At 57.9% G+C, this 19,039-nt stretch carries 17 protein-coding genes; 7 read left to right on the plus strand and 10 right to left on the minus strand.

The genetic code is table 11. The features are described 5' to 3' along the window. Positions 1 to 154: 154 nt before the first annotated feature. The 3 genes from ACYASS_RS14090 to ACYASS_RS14100 form a co-directional block, all read right to left on the minus strand. Positions 155 to 970: an ABC transporter ATP-binding protein gene (locus ACYASS_RS14090; RefSeq protein WP_463586585.1), complete on the minus strand. Its 816-nt coding sequence runs from the start codon at positions 968 to 970 to the stop codon at positions 155 to 157. 2 nt (positions 971 to 972) lie between these two features. Beyond that, positions 973 to 1,833 carry an ABC transporter permease gene (locus ACYASS_RS14095; protein ID WP_463586586.1) on the minus strand — a complete coding sequence of 287 codons (861 nt, stop codon included), beginning with the start codon at positions 1,831 to 1,833 and terminating at the stop codon, positions 973 to 975. 170 nt (positions 1,834 to 2,003) lie between these two features. Further along, positions 2,004 to 2,813 (minus strand): class II aldolase/adducin family protein, encoded by an 810-nt coding sequence (locus tag ACYASS_RS14100; protein ID WP_463586587.1) that lies wholly within the window; start codon positions 2,811 to 2,813, stop codon positions 2,004 to 2,006. Between the two features lie 320 nt (positions 2,814 to 3,133). On the opposite strand from ACYASS_RS14100, the gene ACYASS_RS14105 reads away from it, so the two are divergent. Both ACYASS_RS14105 and ACYASS_RS14110 read left to right on the plus strand, forming a co-directional pair. Continuing rightward, on the plus strand, positions 3,134 to 4,030 hold the full coding sequence (locus ACYASS_RS14105) for a TauD/TfdA dioxygenase family protein (protein WP_463586588.1): 897 nt from the start codon (positions 3,134 to 3,136) through the stop codon (positions 4,028 to 4,030). 190 nt (positions 4,031 to 4,220) lie between these two features. Continuing rightward, on the plus strand, positions 4,221 to 4,907 hold the full coding sequence (locus tag ACYASS_RS14110; protein ID WP_463586589.1) for a peroxiredoxin-like family protein: 687 nt from the start codon (positions 4,221 to 4,223) through the stop codon (positions 4,905 to 4,907). A gap of 140 nt (positions 4,908 to 5,047) precedes the next feature. Here ACYASS_RS14110 and ACYASS_RS14115 read toward each other — a convergent pair whose 3' ends face one another. Then, positions 5,048 to 5,998, minus strand: coding sequence for a D-isomer specific 2-hydroxyacid dehydrogenase family protein (locus ACYASS_RS14115; RefSeq protein ID WP_463586590.1), 951 nt, complete (start codon positions 5,996 to 5,998; stop codon positions 5,048 to 5,050). 342 nt (positions 5,999 to 6,340) lie between these two features. Further along, on the minus strand, positions 6,341 to 7,648 hold the full coding sequence (locus ACYASS_RS14120) for an LLM class flavin-dependent oxidoreductase (RefSeq protein WP_463586591.1): 1,308 nt from the start codon (positions 7,646 to 7,648) through the stop codon (positions 6,341 to 6,343). A gap of 412 nt (positions 7,649 to 8,060) precedes the next feature. Here ACYASS_RS14120 and ACYASS_RS14125 point away from each other — a divergent pair, with 412 nt between their 5' ends. Further along, positions 8,061 to 8,960, plus strand: coding sequence for an AEC family transporter (locus ACYASS_RS14125; protein ID WP_463586592.1), 900 nt, complete (start codon positions 8,061 to 8,063; stop codon positions 8,958 to 8,960). 51 nt (positions 8,961 to 9,011) lie between these two features. Here the strand turns inward: ACYASS_RS14125 and nanR are convergent, their stop codons facing one another. The 3 genes from nanR to ACYASS_RS14140 form a co-directional block, all read right to left on the minus strand. Then, positions 9,012 to 9,704 carry a transcriptional regulator NanR gene (nanR, locus tag ACYASS_RS14130; RefSeq protein ID WP_243248456.1) on the minus strand — a complete coding sequence of 231 codons (693 nt, stop codon included), beginning with the start codon at positions 9,702 to 9,704 and terminating at the stop codon, positions 9,012 to 9,014. 66 nt (positions 9,705 to 9,770) lie between these two features. After that, positions 9,771 to 10,979, minus strand: coding sequence for a hypothetical protein (locus tag ACYASS_RS14135; RefSeq protein ID WP_463586593.1), 1,209 nt, complete (start codon positions 10,977 to 10,979; stop codon positions 9,771 to 9,773). Beyond that, a complete protein-coding gene (locus ACYASS_RS14140) occupies positions 10,976 to 11,704 on the minus strand; it encodes a hypothetical protein (protein ID WP_463586594.1) in 729 nt (242 codons plus the stop codon). The genes ACYASS_RS14135 and ACYASS_RS14140 overlap by 4 nt, the downstream gene beginning before the upstream one ends. A 161-nt stretch (positions 11,705 to 11,865) precedes the next feature. Between ACYASS_RS14140 and ACYASS_RS14145 the strand changes: the two genes are divergently transcribed. The 4 genes from ACYASS_RS14145 to ACYASS_RS14160 are packed head-to-tail and all read left to right on the plus strand — an operon-like array spanning position 11,866 to position 16,305. Continuing rightward, a complete protein-coding gene (locus ACYASS_RS14145; RefSeq protein ID WP_463586595.1) occupies positions 11,866 to 12,615 on the plus strand; it encodes a DUF2291 family protein in 750 nt (249 codons plus the stop codon). Positions 12,616 to 12,618: 3 nt separating this feature from the next. Next, positions 12,619 to 14,217 (plus strand): sugar ABC transporter ATP-binding protein, encoded by a 1,599-nt coding sequence (locus ACYASS_RS14150; RefSeq protein WP_463586596.1) that lies wholly within the window; start codon positions 12,619 to 12,621, stop codon positions 14,215 to 14,217. Further along, positions 14,217 to 15,317, plus strand: coding sequence for an ABC transporter permease (locus ACYASS_RS14155; protein ID WP_463586597.1), 1,101 nt, complete (start codon positions 14,217 to 14,219; stop codon positions 15,315 to 15,317). The genes ACYASS_RS14150 and ACYASS_RS14155 overlap by 1 nt, the downstream gene beginning before the upstream one ends. A gap of 22 nt (positions 15,318 to 15,339) precedes the next feature. Continuing rightward, positions 15,340 to 16,305 carry a substrate-binding domain-containing protein gene (locus ACYASS_RS14160; RefSeq protein ID WP_463586598.1) on the plus strand — a complete coding sequence of 322 codons (966 nt, stop codon included), beginning with the start codon at positions 15,340 to 15,342 and terminating at the stop codon, positions 16,303 to 16,305. A gap of 730 nt (positions 16,306 to 17,035) precedes the next feature. Here the strand turns inward: ACYASS_RS14160 and ACYASS_RS14165 are convergent. Beyond that, positions 17,036 to 18,076, minus strand: coding sequence for a Gfo/Idh/MocA family protein (locus tag ACYASS_RS14165; protein ID WP_463586599.1), 1,041 nt, complete (start codon positions 18,074 to 18,076; stop codon positions 17,036 to 17,038). A gap of 93 nt (positions 18,077 to 18,169) precedes the next feature. Further along, positions 18,170 to 19,039: a phosphogluconate dehydrogenase C-terminal domain-containing protein gene (locus tag ACYASS_RS14170; RefSeq protein ID WP_122666218.1), complete on the minus strand. Its 870-nt coding sequence runs from the start codon at positions 19,037 to 19,039 to the stop codon at positions 18,170 to 18,172.

Raw genomic sequence — 19,039 nt, forward strand, 5'->3', positions numbered from 1 at the left:
CCGCCGGGGTTTTTTTTTTTCGGATGGGGTGTCCCCGTTTCGGGACAACCCCTGGTGGTCGGGGTGCTTGCCCCTATGATCACCCAAACCCATCGCGGGGCCCCCCCCCGCCCCCACAGGGGTCATGTATTCACAAGCACAGTCTGGAATAGGCTCAACGCACATTCGCAAACCGGCGCAGATTATCCTGCACCGCAGGCGCTTCTACAGCGTTGTGGGCCACCGCGCTGTCCACACCCAGCAAGCCCAGCAACCGCGTACGAATCGCCTGAAACCCGGCCTGCCCGGTACTGCGCTGGCGTTGCAGGTCGATGCGTACTTCTGCGGCGATCTTGCCCTGCTCCAGCACGATGACCCGATCGGCCAGCAGAATCGCTTCGTCCACATCGTGCGTCACCAGCAATACCGCCGGGGTGTGTTTGCGCCAGAGTTCGATGATTAGTTGATGCATACGAATCCGGGTCAACGCATCCAGCGCGGCGAAAGGCTCATCGAGCAACAGCAACTTGGGTTCACGCACCAGGCCTCGGGCCAACGCGACGCGCTGCGCTTCGCCACCCGACAAGGTCGCCGGGTAAGCGTTGACCCGATGGGCAAGGCCCACTTCAGTCAACGCCTCCAGAGCACGGGCATGCGGGTTCTTGATATCCAGCCCCAGCACGACGTTCTTCCAGGCGTTTTTCCACGGCATCAACCGTGGTTCCTGAAACACCGCAGCCCGTGCCAAAGGCACCCGTAACTGACCGCTGTCGATAGAGTCCAGCCCCGCTAAAGCACGCAGCAAGGTTGTTTTACCCGAGCCACTGGCCCCCAGCAAAGCAACGAACTCCCCCGGCGCGATGTCCAGGTTCAGTTCATCAATCACCCTTTGCCGACCAAACTGACGGACCACATTTCGCAGTTGCACCGGAGCGGCTTCCGCTGACGATGCGGGGTTCGAATAAGGGTGTAAAACGTCCAGAGTAGCCATGGTCAATTCCTTGCGAAAGTGGGACGCCAGGCCAGCGCATAGCGCTCCAGCGTGCGGATGATTGCATCGATAACCAGCCCCAGAATGCTGTAGATCAACAGGCAGATCACGATCACATCGGTGCGCATGAAGTCTCGGGCATCGCTGGCCAGATAGCCGATCCCGGCAGTGGTGTTGATTTGCTCGACGAACACCAGCGCCAACCAGGAAATTCCGAGGGAGTAGCGCAGCCCGACGAAAAACGACGGCAGGGAGCCGGGCAGGATCACGTGCCAGATCAGCTGACGGCGGTTCAGGCCCAGGGTGTTGGCCGCCTCGATCAACTTGGGGTCGATGTTGCGAATACCGGAGTACAGATTGAGGTACACCGGGAATGTAGTGCCCGTGACAATCAGGGCGATTTTGGTGAACTCGCCTATGCCGAACCAGAGGATGAACAGCGGTACCAATGCCAGCGAAGGAATAGTGCGCAGCATTTGCATCGGTGAGTCGAGAATCACTTCGCCCTTCTTCGACAGGCCGGTAATCAAGGCGGCCACGACGCCGATGAACACGCCAATGCTCAGCCCCAACAGCGCCCGTTGCAGGGACACCCACAAATGAGTGCCTAACTCGCCGGACTCGATCATCGCCCACAGCGTGCCGCCAATTTGCGACGGCGCGGCGATCACCCGACTGGGCAGCAGACCAAGTTGCGAGGCCAGCTCCCAGAGCAACAGCAAGGCAATGGGGCTCAGCAGACGTACAGCAAAGTCGGGCGCTTTCCAGCGCTCCCGCTGTGTTGAGGTCTCAACTCGCGGGGCTTTATCGACGATCAGAAAACCGCCTTCCGAAGCGTGTGAATCCAGCGTTTTTTCGGACATGGTTTTCTTCCTGAAACGAGCGTTACGTCAAACCTCACATCAAGTGCGGCTTTGAAAAAAATACTCTGTAGGAGCTGCCGAAGGCTGCGAAGCATTCATCCTGACATACCGCGATCGCAGCCTCCGGCAGCTCCTACAGGTTCAATATTTGCCGAGAGATAGCGCGCGCATCACTCCTTGTAAGACGTATCGCTGCGCTCCAGCTCACGAATCAGGGCATTCCAGTGACGGGCAACGCCTGGGCCATGGCCATCCGCGAAGACCTTGGCCTGCTCTTCGACCCGGGCCACGACTTCCGCCGGTGGAAAGATCAGTTCATCATTGCCCGCCGATTGCGCCGCCACCTGAATATTGCAGGCGTATTCGAGACGATGCAGTTGCTGGAAAGCGTGCTCGACACTCACACCGCCGGTCAGCAGCCCGTGGTTACGCAGGATCATCACGCTCTTGTCGCCCAGATCCGCCACCAGTCTTTCGCGCTCATCCAGGTCCAGCGCCACGCCCTCATAGCCGTGATAAGCGATACGACCCGAGAAACCCAGCGAGTGTTGAGAGATAGGCAGCAAACCGCCTTTTTGTGCAGAAACAGCAATGCCGTCACGGGTATGGGTGTGTAAAACCGCCACCAGATCATGGCGGGCGGCGTGAATCGCACTGTGGATCACATAACCGGCGTAGTTGATGCCCAGGCCGGTCGGGTCATCGACGATAGTCCCGTCGATATCGACCTTGACCAGATTCGACGCACTGATTTCATCGAACAACAAGCCGAAGGCGTTGATCAGAAAGTGCTCTTCCTTACCCGGTACACGAGCAGAAAAGTGCGTGTATATATGGTCAGTCCAGCGCTTCTGCGCGGCCAGCCGGTAAGCGGCTGCCAGCTTGACCCGTACCTCCCACTCCTCCGGCGATACGCGCTCACGGACACTGCCGGAGCCAGACTGTTGGGATTGAAGAGGCAAGGAACTGACATTGCTCATGGGGCTGCTCCATAAAAAGGCGGGACCGACAGATGCGGTACGTGTGGGAGCAGCCTAAACGCATAAGAAAGCATTTAAAAATCACATTTTAATCTAAGCTAATTATTAAATTTACTGATTTTTAAACGCACATCGAGTCGGTCGGCTGAAATCCGCAAATGCATTTTTGTTCTATGTTAATCATAAAAAAGTAGCATATTAAAAATAATCATTATGCTTACATAGCCCCAAGCTGTTTTGACATTCCCAGCAACGTCCTTACCCGACCCCTCTCCAGGCGGAGGTTAACCCTTAACAACAAAAGAGAGGTCCCACCCGCCATGTCCGCGACTCTTGAACAGCAGACCCCAGCCCCAACTCGTCAGCAACCTCCGCTCCAGATAGTAAGATCACTGCAAGTCACCCGCCTGGAACCGACCATCGGCGCCGAGATTAGCGGAGTCGACCTGACCCAGCCGCTCACTGCTGCACAACGCGACGAAATTCGCGCGCTGCTGCTGGAACACAAGGTGATTTTCTTCCGTGATCAGAACATCAGCACCGAGCAACAAATCGCCTTTGCCAAGGCCTTCGGCGAGCTGTACGAGCACCCGACCACGGAAAAGAACGATGCCAGCAAACCCTATGCACACCTGATTCAGGCTCAGGATGCACGTGAGTTGTACGGGCCAAAAACCACGGGGCGTTGGCACACCGACACCAGTTGGCTACTGAAACCTACATTCGGTGCGGTACTGCGGGCGGTGGATCTGCCAGAGGTCGGTGGCGATACGGTCTGGGCCGATGCGGGTGCGGTATATCGGGCGCTGCCGGACGCGCTGCGAGAAGAAATCGACACGTTGTTCGTGGTTCATGACTTCAGGAAATCTCTGCACGCCGTGGGCTACGACTATCCGATCCTCGCCCATCCACTGGTGCGTACCCACCCGGAAACGGGCGAAGACAGCCTGTTCATCAACTTCTCGCAAAACCCTTCGGTGATCGGCTGGGAACCTGAGCGCAGCAAGCGGTTGATTGAACGCCTGCATCAGGAATTCAACAAGCCCGAGCATCACGTGCGCTTCAAATGGCGCGAACACTCCATCGCCTTCTGGGACAACCGCTCGACCCTGCACTACCCGGTTTACAACTACGGCGACTATCCGCGACGCATGGAGCGCGTGCTGATTGCCGACGATGACATCCCGCATCGGGTGCGGCGTGCGGTTAACGCCTGAACCAAACATTCAAGCCAGGTGACTCCCTGTGGGAGCGCGGCTTGCCGACGATAAGGCTTGAACTTATCGCAGGCAGGCCATGCCTCCCACAGAAGTGCGCGCAAGCAACATCTGCATGCCCCAAGGAAGCCGCTGTCATGCATAAAAACAAACCCCTTCCCCAGTAAAACCGACATCAGGAGCATTGACCATGAGCGAATCATTGAACCAACTGTTGGCAGACCTGCATGCCGAACGCCTCGCCAGCTGGGCGCCGGAAGCCTTGCAAATCAACATCAACCAACGTCAGACCCTGGTGGATGCCGCACAGCATGCACGCTTTGTGCAACGCGGCGATCCGGTTCCGGATTTTCAGCTACTGGACGTCGAGGGCGGCACCCTGACGCGTGAAAAGCTCAGCGCCTACGGCCCCGCAGTGCTGATTTTCTTTCGCTTCGCGGGGTGCCCGGCGTGCAACATTGCCCTGCCTTATTACCAGCGCCAGTTGTTCCCGAAACTGCAAGCCTTGGGTGTGCCGCTCGTGGCCGTCAGCCCGCAAATACCGGCGCGGCTGATCGATATCAAGCAGCGTCATGATTTGCAGTTTCAGGTCGCCACCGACAAGGACAATACCCTGGCGCGACAGCTGGGCATTCTCTACAGCTTCGACGAAGCTTCGCGCAAGGCAGCATTGAGCAAGGGAGGTGGCGGTATCGGTGAAGTCACAGGGACAGGCACCTGGGAACTGCCGCAACCGGCGGTGGTGGTGATTGGTCAGCACGGCGAAGTGATCTTCGCTGAAGTCAGCCCGGACTGGCTGGTGCGTACCGAGGCTGAAGTGATCGTACAGGCGGTCAGCGAAGCGCTGGGTGAGCGCGAGGTACAAATCGCGGTTTGAGGTGGCTGAACCGACGCTATCGCGAGCAAGCTCACTCCTACAGGACCGCGTTCCAACTGTAGGAGTGAGCTTGCTCGCGATGGCGATCTTGCAGGCAATACAAAAAACACACCTGCGATACAAGTGTCCGGTAGTCCTCCTCAATACCCCCGCTTGAAATCCACTTGCTCAGCCAATGGCTCGCCCTTGTGGAAGCGCAACAGATTACTTACGAACTGATCAATCACATTGCCCCACAGGTCGCCGGTGGCAGGAGAAACGTGTGGCGACAGGCGAATCTTCGGATGGCTGTAGAACGGATGATCAGCTGGCGATGGTTCCCTCTGCGCGACATCCAGCGTTGCCCGGCTTAACTGCCCCGCATCCAGTGCAGCCACCAGAGCCTCCTCGTCCACCAGGCTACCCCGCGCGATGTTGATCAGATGCAGGCCCGGCCTGGCGTGACTCAACAGCTCGGCGTTGATCAGGTGTCGGGTCTGCTCCGTAGCCGGTGCAGCAACGACCACATGATCAGACGCCGCAAACAGTGCCTGCAGAGTCTTCGCACGCTCAACACCCGGCACATAAAACGGCTTGCCTGAATGATTGGTCGCAATCACCTTCACGCCCAATGCCTGGGCTCGAATAGCCAGCGCACTGCCAATCGCACCAAAGCCGACAATTCCCAATACGCTGCCGCTGACCAACTGCAAGGAATGTCGCTGCCACTGCGTTGCCTCGGAGATCCAGACCTCGGGAAAACGCTTGGCGCTGGCAAGAATCGCCGCCAATGCAAACTCCGCAACCGCTACTGCAGAAGTACCACGGGCCGACGTGACCTGCGGTACTTCAAACAGCCACTCCGGGTAAGTGTCGATGCCGGACGAAGACAGATGAATCCATTGCAGATTGAATGGCCAGCCCTCAGGACGTGGTGGTTTCTCGCCGCTGCCCGCGCGGAACACCGGGCGCGCCATCAAAATAGTCGCTTCGGCAGGAATAGAGTCGGGCGTACCGGTGCCAATCGGCACGAATGTGTACTCAGGCAGACGCTGGCGCAGCAGCTCGTTGACCTCTTCGTCATGCTGAGTGGCGATTACGATTTGTGTCATGAAGACCTCGTGACTAAAACGCAGGGTGGCACGCACGGCCACCCGTTCATGGTCGACGGCCATGAGGCCGGATTGAGCATGAACATAAGCGTTGAATGCAGGTCTGTGAAATGCCAATGCGATCTAACCTAATATTATTTTTTATTATCACTACCGAATCTTATATCAGCTTAAAGCATAGAATTATCTTCAGACCTGACCTCATTCCTGTAGGCGCTCAACGAGGTTACGAGGCCGCGATGGCGGACTGTCTGATACACCGCTATCGCGGCCTCGCGTTGCTCGTGCGCTCCTACAAAGTCCATTGGTTGCTTCACGACAGCGGCAAGCAACCGGCAACCACTACCCGTGCCGATTAGCCGGAACTGGCAAACCAAGGTGTTCGCGCAGGGTGCTGCCGGTGTATTCCTCGCGAAACAACTTGTGCTTGCGCAGGATCGGCAGCACGCCGTCGATGAAATGCTCCAGGCCTTCAGGGAAGTAAGCCGGCATCAAATTGAAACCGTCAGCGGCCTCGCCTTCAAACCAGGCAGTCAATTCATCGGCGACGGTTTGCGGCGTACCGATCACAATTTTGTGCCCGCGGGCACCCGCCGCCAAATTGCAGATCTGCCTCAGGGTCAGGCCATCGCGATGGGAGAGATCCAGCAGCAACTGAGCACGACTTTTCATGTTCTGCGGCAGCGGCAAGTCAGGTAACGGCTGATCAAGGTCGAAACCGGCCAGGTCGTGGCCAAGACGATCAGCAACCATCAACAGTGCGGCCTCCTGATCGGTCCAGCTTTGCAGTTGATCAAAGCGCGCCTGCGCCTCAGAGGCCGTCGCGCCAAGGATCGGCATCACGCCCGGCATCACCAGACAATGCTCCGGCCTGCGACCATGAGCGACGACTTGGCCTTTGAGGTCCCGGTAGAACTCCTGAGCCTCCGCCAACCCCTGCTGAGCGGTGAACACCACTTCACCAATCCGTGCGGCCAAGGCCATACCTGGCCCGGACGAACCGGCCTGAATCAATACCGGATGACCTTGCGGCCCGCGCGTTACGTTCAGCGGCCCGGCGATGGAAAAGTACTCGCCTTTGTGATCAAGCCCGTGCAGTTTCGCGGGATCAAGAAAGACGCCGGAATCCCGATCCTGTACATAGGCATCATCCTCCCAGCTGTCCCACAGCCCCCGAACCACATCGACAAATTCTTCGGCGACGGCGTAGCGCTGAGCATGATCCGGATGGGTAGCGCGGGTGAAGTTGGCGGCACTGTCGTAGCCAGTGGTCACGACGTTCCAGGCAGATCGCCCGGCGGATAAATGATCCAGCGTGGCGAACTGCCGGGCGATGGTGTAAGGCTCGCTGTAAGTGGTGGAGGCCGTCGCCGCCAAACCGATTTTCTCGGTAATCGACGCCAGCGCGCCGAGCAGAGCTACGGGCTCCAGGCGCACGATCATCGACGGATGTTCTTTGCCGTTGGTGACCAGTTTGTCGCCAAAAAACACCATGTCGAATTTGGCTCGTTCAGCCGCCAGGGTCAGTTGACGGATCAACGGGAAGTTCTCACTACCCGCCTGCGCGCCAGGGTATCGCCAGCCAGCGGAATGGTGACCGGCAGCCTGAATGAACAGGCCCAGACGCATGTGTCGATCTTGCTTGCTCATGGAAATCGGCTCGGCAGCGGAGTAAATGGAAGTGGTTTTAACCATAGAACTAAAAGCAATAAAGAATAATAAATACAAAAGATTTTATAATAAAAACAAATGATCGCGACTGTCCATGCCTTATGCCATAGGCGCCCAGCAGACATTGCCATTGCGGAGTCTGCATTTTCTGTAGGAGTGAGCTTGCTCGCGATAGCGTCAGATCAGGCGATATCTATTTAAAAGATCTACCGATATCGCGAGCAAGCTCACTCCTACAGGGTTCCATGTTTACTACGCGACAACACTGCGTCGAGGGCGCGGTGCCTCCCCTGCTACAGGTCAAGTGTCTGCTACGAGTAAAAACCCAAGGTAGGAAACCAGACCATCCGCGGTAATAATGCCCGCACACTTTCTGCCGGAGCCTTCTGCCGTGGCTGTTCCGCAAGCTATTTTGCCGATTTTTCTGTTGATTGTTCTGGGCTACTTCCTGCGCCGTCGCGGCACATTGTCGGCGGAGAGCAACAAGGCCTTCGGCGAGCTGGCATTCAAGCTTTTCATGCCTATGGTGCTGTTCATCGGCATGGCCAAGGCGCCGCTGCATGAAGGCCTGAACACCACGATTCTGGCGGCCTATTTCATACCGGCGCTGATCGTCTTTGCCGGGGTCAATCTGGTTGCTCACTGGCGCATCGGGCACCCGACGCCCTTTGGCCTGACCGCAGCCTTCGGCAATAACGGGCTGATGGGCATTGCGTTGGTGGCCAGTCTGTTTGGCAACGCCGGTCTGGTGCTGCTGTTTACGATCCTGGCGGTGCATAGTCTGTTGCTGTTCAGCTTCCAGAGCCTATACAACAGCCTCGCTGGTGATGAGCCGTTCAGCGTCAAAACCCTGGTTGGCAGTCTGGCCAACCCAATGATCATCGGTTTATTGCTCGGCGTGCTGCTCAATCTCTCGGGCCTGACGATGCCGTTGTGGGCCGATCACCTGACCACCTGGCTGGCCCAGGCCGCCCTGCCCTGCGCACTGATCGTGCTCGGCGGCAATCTTGCGGGTTACCGCCTGCGCCCCAGTATCGAGGCCGTCGGTATTACCTTTGCCAAGTTGCTGATCATGCCGGTGCTGGTACTGGCGACCTGCATGATCATCGGCATCAGTGGTACGCCGCGAGCGGTGTTGATGCTGATGGCGGCGACGCCTTGCGGTTTGAACGTGCTGGGCTTTTCACGCACCCAGGAGGATGTGCAAAAAACCAGCTCGGCCATTTGCCTGTCGACGCTGGTTTCAGCAGTGACCATGCCGGTCTGGATGTGGGTCGAAAGCTGGATTTGATTGGCGGGGGGCGGACCGGGACGCCTGAAGAAGCTGCGTCCCGTGAAGGACTTACTCTTCGGCGCGCTTGACCAGATGATCATGCATGGCGCGCTCGGCGCCTGCCGGATCATTGGCTTTGATGAAACCAAGAATGACTTCGTGTTCCTTGATGGTCATTTCCCGGCCTTTGAATCGCAGCATGTCCTGACGGTAATCCGCCATCCATTCGAGAATTGCCCGAGAGATGGCGACGTAAATCGGGTTGCCGGAAATTTTCGCGATTTCGCCGTGGAATTCCATATCGGCCGGAATAAACTCATCGGTCTCACGGTGCTTGTGCATTTTTGCCAGCGCCGACTCCAGCCGGGCGACATCAGCAGGCGTGGCTTTTTCAGCCGCCATTTTGACCAACCCGGTCTCGAAGAAAGTACGCGCCTGTCGGAGATGATCGACGTTTTTCGCCGAACTCGATAATAAGTGACGCGCAGCCAGATCAATCTGGCTGATCATCGAATGCATGTCCACCCGCCCGACTTTGGCTCGCTCGCCATGCTGAATACTGATCATGCCCATGCCAGCCAGGCGCTGCATGGCTTCGCGAACGACCGGGCGGCCCACGCCGAAGGTTTCCATCAGTTCGCGCTCAGCAGGCATCTGATCGCCCGGCTGAAGGTTTTCCTCTTCAATGAGATCGATCAGTTGCTCAAAGACGATGTCGGAAAGCTTCTTGCGTTGAATCAGGCGTTTCTTGATCTCTGGCATTACTGAAGGTGGCTCCATGGAATGCATCACGTGAAATGCATAAAAAAAACGGCAACGATGGCGCGATTATAATCCAGGCTCGCGGCCAAGGTGGCAGTCGATTAACGCCACCGCCCATGGCCTCAGCACCAACGCTGCTTCGTTATCGATCGGTTGCAACGCACTGAAAAAATCGGGATCGGACAGTGCCTGCTGGCAGGTCTGTTCATCCAGCAACCTTGAACCCGTCACTCGCATCGCGTCCAGCGTAACCTCCCGAGGCTTCGCGCTCAGATTGGCCAGCCATAGTCGCACGTTACCCTGCGCGCCCTCCAACCAGCCGAAGGCAATGACCTGCGCAACGGATGCGTGAAAGCTCAGGGCTTGTTTGCCCCGCGCCCGAGCGAGACCTTTGAGCACGTGAAACACCGGCCAGTATTCATGCGTGTGCGCGACCGCGAATGGCTCATTGACCGCCCATAAGGCAATTGCGTTCACTGCGCCGAGGTGTGCGGCCTGATAATGCGCCAGGGTCCAGGCCGCAGCGAGCAAGCTGGTTTGTCGGGGATCCTGATTGCTCAGGGTCAATCGTTCACGCCTCGGGTTAGGGGTGAGTTGCCCGCCGTAGGGATTACGCCAGGCACCGATAGCACTGGTGGTGATGCGATAGGGTTTGCCGGAAGCCAATTGCAAACCGGAGCGGAATACGTCGGGCAATGCCTCCAGTGACTGCACCAGTGAATAGTCATCAGCAGCATGTACCAACGGCGACGTGGAGTGGGTCAGGTAATCAAAACTCTCGCTGGCCGGTCTGCAGCGGTTGAGCTCTGTGAAGAACGTCGGGAAGCCACCACCGATCAGCATCTCCGGCAAATACTCCCGCGCCAGTACCGCGACCTGAGTCGGCGTCAGGCCCTCTGGCCAGCGTCCGTCAGGTTGATAACTCTCAAGATACGCCGCAGGCGTGAGCAGAATGCCGCGCACCGCTGCCGAGCTGTCGCGCATCAGTTCAGCCAGCTTCGAAAGCTGCGCCTGCGGCCATTGATCGTCAACCACCGCCAATAGCCACACATCTGTGGCTGCATTGGCGCACAACTGCAAGGCACTGCGCAGTTGATCAAAAGCAGCCGCACTGCGCAGGTCAACCAGCAACTCCAGATGCGCGCTGTGCAGTTGCTCGATCAGCTTTATTGCGACGTCTGCATCGTCCAGAAGATTGTTGACCCACAACCCCTGCCCTAACACGGGGAACGGAGAGTCGGCGGGGCCTGTATAACGAACAGAAACCAGGTTCATGTGCACACCCCGGAGTCGTCAAGCAATGACAGGCTGATGCTTTGTTCAATGTGCTCGCCTTTACCTAATCGATAAGGACAAGGCCAGGCCAGCGGCCGGTTGTAGGTCTTGAAAGAGGCGTCACACCAATTGCGTTGATCCTCCATCTCGAACACGTCACCGCTGAAATCCCATTGCAGGGTCAGGCCCGGCGCGGGCGAGTGAGCCAGCCGCCGGATATCAAGGAACGGCTGGCCGGGCGCGATCAGGTCGGGGAAGGAACCGTGCTCAATGCTCCCGTCGCTATGGGTCACGCTGACCGGGGAGTTAACCACGCCCTTGAGCGGGTGCAGCAGCATCAGACCTGCGCGACACGTCACGAAATCCTCCAGGGCCCGCAAGCGAGCGCAAACCGATATGCCCCGCAAGCCGATATGCATGTCGACCCACCACTCCAGCAAGGGAACGCCATCGATACCGGCTACGTATCCGTCGACGATTTGTCGCCAGTCCTGATCGTCGGCAAAGGTTTCGCAGGCACGTTGATGCAATTGATGAGTGCCCCAGAACTCGTCACGGATCACTAGGCCGACGCTGCGCAAAACTTCCGTATCACCCAGCATCACGCCACGTAATTGAGGGCCTTGTACGCGAAAGCGAAAAGCTCCCGCTGACGTTTCCACGCTCTCGACATCAGGCTGATCAGTGCCGTACAGACGCCGGGAGAGCGTACTTGATGCTGCCATCGGGGGCGCTCCATTGTTCTTGTTATAGGTAAACACCGGCAGATTCACGGTGATCGGTGACACTCAAATTAGACTAGCAGCACTGGTATGATGATGATATATAGTGATGACAGAACCTCCTGACAAATACAAAAAAATCGCTATAAAGCGAGGAGCGTTGCATGAGCTTAGTGTCGTCTGGCAAAAACCCGACAGTCTCTACGCGCAGCCTGTCGGCCATCATTCTGTTGGTTACAGCGGTAGCCTTATTGCTGACGACGTCGGTCCTCAACGGCCCGCTGTTAAGCGTCCGCCCTCTTGACCCCCTCACCGGCAAAGTCATCTTCAACGATGCCCGCTCTGCCAACGCGCAGGGACAAAACCAGAAATTCGCCCTCGCAAGTTTTGACGCCGAACACTTTGTGGCTGAGCAGTGGTCGCCTGATGTCGAAAGTGTCGTGGCAAAAAACACCGCAGATCTGGCTCAGGTACTGAACGCGATCAATCAGAACGCCAGCGAGGCCAGCAATCGCTATGCAGTGCCTCACCAGACTCAATCGAAAAACTACATTGTCAGTGGCCGCGCTCGCGTTATAGAGGTGAACACCAAATCGCCGATGGGGCTGCTGAGTCTGGAGTTACTCGATAGCTCGCTGACCAGCACGGCAAAAATCCAGTTGCTGACCGGGCCTTTGGTCATCAGCACCGTGTTGCGCGATGTGGCCAACAATATGTCGCTGAACAACTTCACCAATCAGACGCAGTATGCGGATGTGGCCGCGGCACTCAACAAGAGGGCTCTGGCACAGGCTTATGCAGCAGCCCCGGTCGCCGGGCTGGCGGGTAAAACCATCGAGTTCACCGGGGTGTTCAACCAGCAGTCACCCTCTTCGGTACGCATCGTGCCAATCAGCCTCAAGGTGGAGGAGTAGATCATGCTGATCGCTTCCCAGGTTCAACCTGCTCCGGTGTTGCGTCTGGAAATGCGCGCCCGGCAAATCAGCAAGGTCTATCAAGGCACGACCGCGCTCAAGGCCGTGGACTTCGACGTCATGCATGGCGCAGTCAATGTGCTGATCGGCGAAAACGGAGCGGGCAAGTCAACGCTGATGAAGATTCTGGCCGGTATCGAAAAACCCACCTCAGGCCAACTGTTCAGTGGTGATCAGCCGCTGACACTGAGCGATCCACGCCAGGCCATGGCGCTGGGCATCGGCATCGTGCATCAGGAACTGAACCTGTGCCCAAACCTTAGCGTGGCGGAAAACATGTTTATCGGCAAAGAGCTGCGGGCCAGCTTTGGCCGGGTTCGCCATAACGAGCAGCGTCGACTGGCCCACGCCACGCTGAAACGGATGGGTCAGGACATTGATGTCGATGCGCTGGTGCAAAACCTGAGTATCGGCAAACGGCAGATCGTCGAGATCGCCAAGGTGCTGGTCAGTGACGTCCGTGTGTTGATTCTGGATGAGCCGACTTCTTCGTTGAGCGAAGCCGAGGTCGAAATTCTGTTTTCGCTGATCGGTGAGCTGAAGCAGCAAGGCGTGTCGATCATCTACATCTCGCACCGCCTCGAAGAGCTGATCGAAATCGGCGATTACTTCACCGTGCTGCGTGACGGCGCGCTGGTCGGCACGGGCACCCGCGACGAGGTCACCGTTGACTGGTTGGTGGAGCGCATGATCGGCCGCCAGATGACCACCGAATTACGCGCAGGCTGTGGGCCCGAGGTTCACGAAAATCAACCGGAAATGCTGCGGGTCAGCGACCTTGAGGTGGCCAGCGAACGAGGTTCATTGCTGCTCAACAAGGTTTCATTCAGCGTCAAACGCGGCGAAATCGTCGCGCTTTATGGACTGATGGGCGCCGGGCGTACGGAATTGTTTGAAACCCTGATCGGCTTGCGCAAGGCCATTGGTGGCCAGATTCAGGTCAACGGTCACAGCCTGCCGCTGGTTCAGGACATTGCCGGGCGGATCAAGGCCGGGATTGCTCTGGTCCCGGAAGACCGCCAGAAACTGGGCCTGGTCAGCGGCGCTTCTGTGCGCGATAACCTGTTGCTGGCCAATCTCTCCCGATATAGCCGCTTCGACGGTTTGGCCAACCCGCCCATGGATGCTGACGTCGCCCGCATGATCAGTGAGCTGCACATCAAGACCGAGAACGCCGGCATTGCCATTTCTTCACTGTCCGGTGGTAACCAGCAGAAGGTTGTGGTGGGCAAGAATCTGCTGACCGAACCGCATGTGCTGCTGCTTGATGAGCCAACCCGCGGCATTGATATCAAGGCCCGCCGCGAGTTGTTCGACGTACTGGACCGGCTGGCAAAAAGCGGTCTGACGATTCTCTACGCTTCCAGTGATCTGAAAGAAATCCTCGGCGGTGCCGACCGTGTTCTGGTGATGTGCCAGGGACGGATCACCGCCAACCTGCCCCGCGGGCAACTGTGCGAAGCAAGCCTTGTCGCTTTCTCGCAAGTGGTACGCAAAGACTCGGCGGCGGCGCCCAACCAGAATAAGAAGGAGATCGCCTGATGGCCGAGTCACTGTCACTGCAGGCCCGTAAACCTCACGCGCTGAGTCTGCGTTCGCTGCCATTGCTGCTGCTCAAGCTACGCGCCTATCTGGCACTGATGCTCCTGGTGATTCTGTTCGCCTCGATTGCGCCGTCGTTTCTTTCCGCGCGCAACCTGGTGATTGTTGCCGAACAGGTCGCAGTGTTTGCCATCCTCGGTATCGGTATGACCTTCGTCATTCTGGCGGCCGGTATCGACCTGTCAGTAGGTGCAATTGCCGGGTTGGCGGCGATGGTTGCCGGTAGCCTGATCGCCGAGGGCTTGCATTTGCCATGGCTGGGAATCGCCGTGTTCGGCAGCATCCCGCTGGTGTGCATGGTGACTCTCGCGCTTGGCACGTTGGTAGGTGCCGTCAATGGCTGGTTCATCACCCGCCTCAAAGTCACGCCGTTCATCATGACCCTGGGCATGCTCTACATGGCACGCGGTGCCGCACAACTGGTGTCCGGCGGTGCGACTTACGGCGATCTGGGTGGTCAGGCCGAACTAAACAACACAGGCTTTCTGCTGCTGGGCACGGCTCGGGTACTGTCGGTACCGGTATCGATCTGGCTCATGATCATCCTGACTCTGGTCGCTGTTTACGTCAGCCGCAAAACAGTATTCGGTCGCCAGGTGTTCGCCATTGGCGGCAATGAGCGCACTGCCGAGTTATCTGGCGTGCGGGTCAACCGGGTCAAACTCGGTACCTACGCCATCTCCGGTTTCTGCGCTGCGCTGGCCGGATTAATCATTGCCTCACGTCTCGGTGCAGCCAATCCGGCTATCGCCACTTCTTATGAACTCAACGCCATTGCAGTGGTAGTGCTGGGCGGCGCGTCGCTGTTCGGCGGAGTCGGCACCATTGGCGGCACCATCATCGGTGCCTTCGTGCTCGGAGTGCTGAGCAATGGCATGGTGTTGGTAGGGATTTCCGATTTCTGGCAAACGGTCATCACCGGCGCGGTCATTGTGCTGGCGGTGGTTGTCGACCAGTTGCAGCGGCGCGTGGAGAAATCCAGCGCTGAACGCGAGGCCAAGGCCCAGGAAGACAGGGGGAAGGCAGTCGCTAACCTTTAATCAGCAAGGGATGACAATAACAATGAAAATCCGCTTCTCTCGTCATATGTTTTCACTGGCCGCGCTGTCGCTTTCGATCTGCGCCGCCCACGCCACTGCCGCCGACTTCAAGCCTGCCGATCATTTGATCGTGATCATCACGCCCTCGCCCAGCAACGCGTTTTACAAAGCGGAGTCGGACACGGCGGAGGCCGCCGCGAAAAAACTCGGCTATCGGACCAAAGCCCTGGTGCATCAGGATGACCCGGACATCCAGCTGCGGCTTGTGCAAACCGCCATCGGTGATAACGCCAGCGCGATCATTCTCGACAACGCTGGCTCCGACGCGTCCATTGCGGCGGTGAAACGTGCTCAGGAGGCAAAAATCCCGACGTTCCTGATCGACCGTGAGATCAATGCCAATGGCGTTGCCACCGCGCAGATCGTTTCCAACAACTCTCAATGCGCGACGTCAGTGGCTGAGTTTTTCGCTGATCAGGTGGGTTTCAAGGGTGAGTATGTTGAGTTGACCGGACGTACTTCGGACGTCAATGCTCACGTGCGTTCAGAGGGGTTTCATCGGGTACTGGATCAGATCCCGGATCTGAAAATGGTCTCGCAGCAATCGGCTAACTGGGACCAGACTCAAGGCTACAACGTGATGCAAACCATCATTCAGGGCAATCCGAATATCGTCGGTGTCCTGGCGGGTAACGACACCATGGCGCTGGGGGCTGCGGCCGCGTTGAAAAACGCGGGCAAGAGTGAGGTGATCGTGGTGGGCATCGACGGCAACCCGGATGTGGTACGTCAGATCGCTGCGGATGGCCCGATCGTTGCGACCGGCCTGCAGCAGGCAACGCAAATGGCAGCCATGGCTGTGGAGCAGGCCGATCAGTTTCTGCGCACGGGTAAGACTGATAAACCCGAGAAGCAATCGGTGGATTGTGTGTTGGTGACCAAAGAGAACAGCAAGCAGGTGCGTGATGGCGGGTTCGGGATGCGCTGACTGCTTCTACCCCGCCATCGGCATAGGTCCACCAAAAGGCCTTTTCCCCACCACTCGGCACCTCGCTGTCGCTCGGTGTACCCGCCCGCAGATCCTGCACCGTGGGCCGCCGCAATGGGCCATCCATGGCCCGGTGCGGCTAACCCGGCGGCCTTGCCACTCTTCAACTCAAGGGCGTCCCACGGTGCAGAATCTGCGTTCGGCCAGCGTGGTTTAACGGGGCGCCTAAGATCAAAATCAACAGCGCGGCGGCCTGAAAGCCGACCTGTTTGTGTGGATTGCCGGACATCTGTAGGAGCTGCCGAAGACTGTGAGGCGGTTTGTCAGACAACGAATGCGTTGGCCTTGCTGACGTCTCGCGAACAAGTTCGCTCCTACCGGTCCGAGGCGATCCTGCTGCTTTTGATCTGCTTTTGATTTTGACCTTAGGCGCCCCGTTAAACCACGACGGCCGGAATTCGACATTGCTGCGTGGGGCAAACCGGCAGGGATGCCGGTTTAGCCGCCTCAGGCCATGGATGGCCGGTGGCGGCGGCCCCACGCAGCAATGTCGGATTACGGGTATGCCGAGCGACAGCGAGGCACCCAGTGGTGGGGCAAGAGCCTTTTGCTTACTTTTGGCTGGGCCGGCTTCCGGAACAAAAGTGAGGCGCCGTAAGGGCGCTGCCAATATCAGCCGTTACCCCGGTAATGGATATGTACTCATTTTCAAAGTACACGAAGATAAAAATCACCCCCAACGCTGCGGCCTAACGGTAGTGCCCTTTTCTGCCGACTCATACGCCGCCTCCACCAACGCCTGGGTATTGAAGTTGTCACTGCCACACGTTTCAGCCGGGCTGCCGGACTGCTGGCTCAACAACCACTCCCGCTGCAACCGCAAGACGCTTTCCTGAATCGGAAACCACGGTGCCTCAGCCCATCCTGGAATGCTCGGCGCAACATCAAGCACGCGTGTCACCCCCTCAGCGTGTACCTGCAGACTGAAATCCGCCAACAACCGCAGCGAGCCTTTATTACCGTCGATCTCCAGCAGACTCTGCGGGAACGGATCTTTTTCAACCCGCGTGGCATAACTGAAGTCCACCACACTGGTAACACCCGAGTCATGAGCCAACAACAACGTGGCGACGTCCTCGCCGTTAATGGCTGGATTAACCCGTCGTGTTTCGCAGGTCAGACGGCCGACATCACCAAACAGCGCACGGGAGATATCCAGCACGTGGACACCCAAATCTTCAATGATGAAACGTGGGGTCTGGGCCAAATAAGGCTGCAAGCGGTACACGTCAAACCCGCTGCGAAAGCTGATACGGCCAAAAAACGGCGTGCCGATGACACCCGAGCGCAGCTGTTCGATCGTCGCGCGGATCGCCGCCTGCCAACGGAAATTCTCATGCACAGTGAGGCTGACTCCCTGCTCGGCACAGGCATTGATCATGACTCGGGCATCATCGAGGGTCAGCGCGAATGGCTTTTGGCAGATCACCTGAACACCGGCCCAGGCCGCCATCATTACCAATGGTTTATGGGCAACCGGCGGTGTCACGATGTCGACGAAATCCAGCTGTAGCTCATTGAGCATCACCTGCGCATCGGTGAACTGCGCTGCGCCGGGATGATGGCTGGCAAAAGCAGCCAACCGTTCGGCATCGTTGTCACACAAGGCAACGATCTCCACGCCCTCCAGTTCCTGCCAGGCACGTAGCTGGTTAAGGGCAAAAAAGCCGCAGCCGATCAAAGCGCCACGCAAGGGTTTAGCGTTCGGCATAAAAACTCCTGTTCAGCCGGATAGATAGACAGAAACAAAAACGCCCGGAGGTATGAGCCCCCGAGCGCAACGTTAGCGGTTAACCCGGGTTAATCAAGCCGCGTCGGCCTTACGCACCGCATCGATCTTGAGCATGCGGGCGATGATCAGATCCAGCTCCTTTTCATCGAAGATCTTTTTCCAGTCCGGCTTGATGATTTGCTCACGGCCGTAATCGATGGCGATCAGGCAGGCATCCGAGAATGGATTGGTGCTGCGGAACGCCACCGCCAGGGCGATCTGGATATGCCCGTACAGCATGGCCTTGGCCGCGGCCTCCGGCACACCGATGCGATTGATGGTTTCGTCGAGCGCTTCCTTCATGAAACTGCCCACCATGCACGCCACGGTTTCCACCAGCGTCGGCTCCAGGTAGGCCAATTGCTTGACCGTGACCCAGTGCACTTCTCCTACCGGGCCGTACATCACGGCAATGATGTTGGCCAGTTCGGAGCGCTGTTTGTCATTACCGGTTTCGAATGCAGCACACACGTCCTGAATTGCGGCGGTGCCACCAAAGGCGTCGGCGTGCTCTTCTTTGGTGGTGCGCTCCAGGAAAACCGAGGGGTGGCACGGATGAGCCACGGCCTGGTGAATCCCGTCACGCTGTGCCAACAGCCCGGCATAGGAAGCTGCCGGGTCGAGGGTCAGCAGGATCGCACCGTTTTTCATCTGCGGCACCACCAGCCCGGAGACGGTTTCCAGCGCGACATCAGGCACGGCGAGGATAACCACGTCAGCGTGAGGCACCACTTCCTCGGTCACCGACAACTGCCGTCCGGAGGCCAGAATCTGCTCCTGCGCCCGGGGGGAGTTTTCACAGTAGGTCACACTGTAATGGCTGCCTTGCAGGTTCTTGGAAATGCGCATGCCCATCTTTCCGCCAGCGCCCACAATTGCAATTTTTTTGAGTTCGTATGTCAT

The organism is Pseudomonas sp. HP_14 (assembly GCF_055283875.1).

Excerpts from the sequence above, each read along its gene's own strand:
- ACYASS_RS14090 (WP_463586585.1), bottom strand. The coding sequence starts at position 970 with ATGGCTACTCTGGACGTTTTACACCCTTATTCGAACCCCGCATCGTCA.
- ACYASS_RS14095 (WP_463586586.1), bottom strand. The coding sequence starts at position 1,833 with ATGTCCGAAAAAACGCTGGATTCACACGCTTCGGAAGGCGGTTTTCTG.
- ACYASS_RS14100 (WP_463586587.1), bottom strand. The coding sequence starts at position 2,813 with ATGAGCAATGTCAGTTCCTTGCCTCTTCAATCCCAACAGTCTGGCTCC.
- ACYASS_RS14105 (WP_463586588.1), top strand. The coding sequence starts at position 3,134 with ATGTCCGCGACTCTTGAACAGCAGACCCCAGCCCCAACTCGTCAGCAA.
- ACYASS_RS14110 (WP_463586589.1), top strand. The coding sequence starts at position 4,221 with ATGAGCGAATCATTGAACCAACTGTTGGCAGACCTGCATGCCGAACGC.
- ACYASS_RS14115 (WP_463586590.1), bottom strand. The coding sequence starts at position 5,998 with ATGACACAAATCGTAATCGCCACTCAGCATGACGAAGAGGTCAACGAG.
- ACYASS_RS14120 (WP_463586591.1), bottom strand. The coding sequence starts at position 7,648 with ATGAGCAAGCAAGATCGACACATGCGTCTGGGCCTGTTCATTCAGGCT.
- nanR (WP_243248456.1), bottom strand. The coding sequence starts at position 9,704 with ATGCCAGAGATCAAGAAACGCCTGATTCAACGCAAGAAGCTTTCCGAC.
- ACYASS_RS14135 (WP_463586593.1), bottom strand. The coding sequence starts at position 10,979 with ATGAACCTGGTTTCTGTTCGTTATACAGGCCCCGCCGACTCTCCGTTC.
- ACYASS_RS14140 (WP_463586594.1), bottom strand. The coding sequence starts at position 11,704 with ATGGCAGCATCAAGTACGCTCTCCCGGCGTCTGTACGGCACTGATCAG.
- ACYASS_RS14145 (WP_463586595.1), top strand. The coding sequence starts at position 11,866 with ATGAGCTTAGTGTCGTCTGGCAAAAACCCGACAGTCTCTACGCGCAGC.
- ACYASS_RS14150 (WP_463586596.1), top strand. The coding sequence starts at position 12,619 with ATGCTGATCGCTTCCCAGGTTCAACCTGCTCCGGTGTTGCGTCTGGAA.
- ACYASS_RS14155 (WP_463586597.1), top strand. The coding sequence starts at position 14,217 with ATGGCCGAGTCACTGTCACTGCAGGCCCGTAAACCTCACGCGCTGAGT.
- ACYASS_RS14160 (WP_463586598.1), top strand. The coding sequence starts at position 15,340 with ATGAAAATCCGCTTCTCTCGTCATATGTTTTCACTGGCCGCGCTGTCG.
- ACYASS_RS14165 (WP_463586599.1), bottom strand. The coding sequence starts at position 18,076 with ATGCCGAACGCTAAACCCTTGCGTGGCGCTTTGATCGGCTGCGGCTTT.
- ACYASS_RS14170 (WP_122666218.1), bottom strand. The coding sequence starts at position 19,039 with ATGACATACGAACTCAAAAAAATTGCAATTGTGGGCGCTGGCGGAAAG.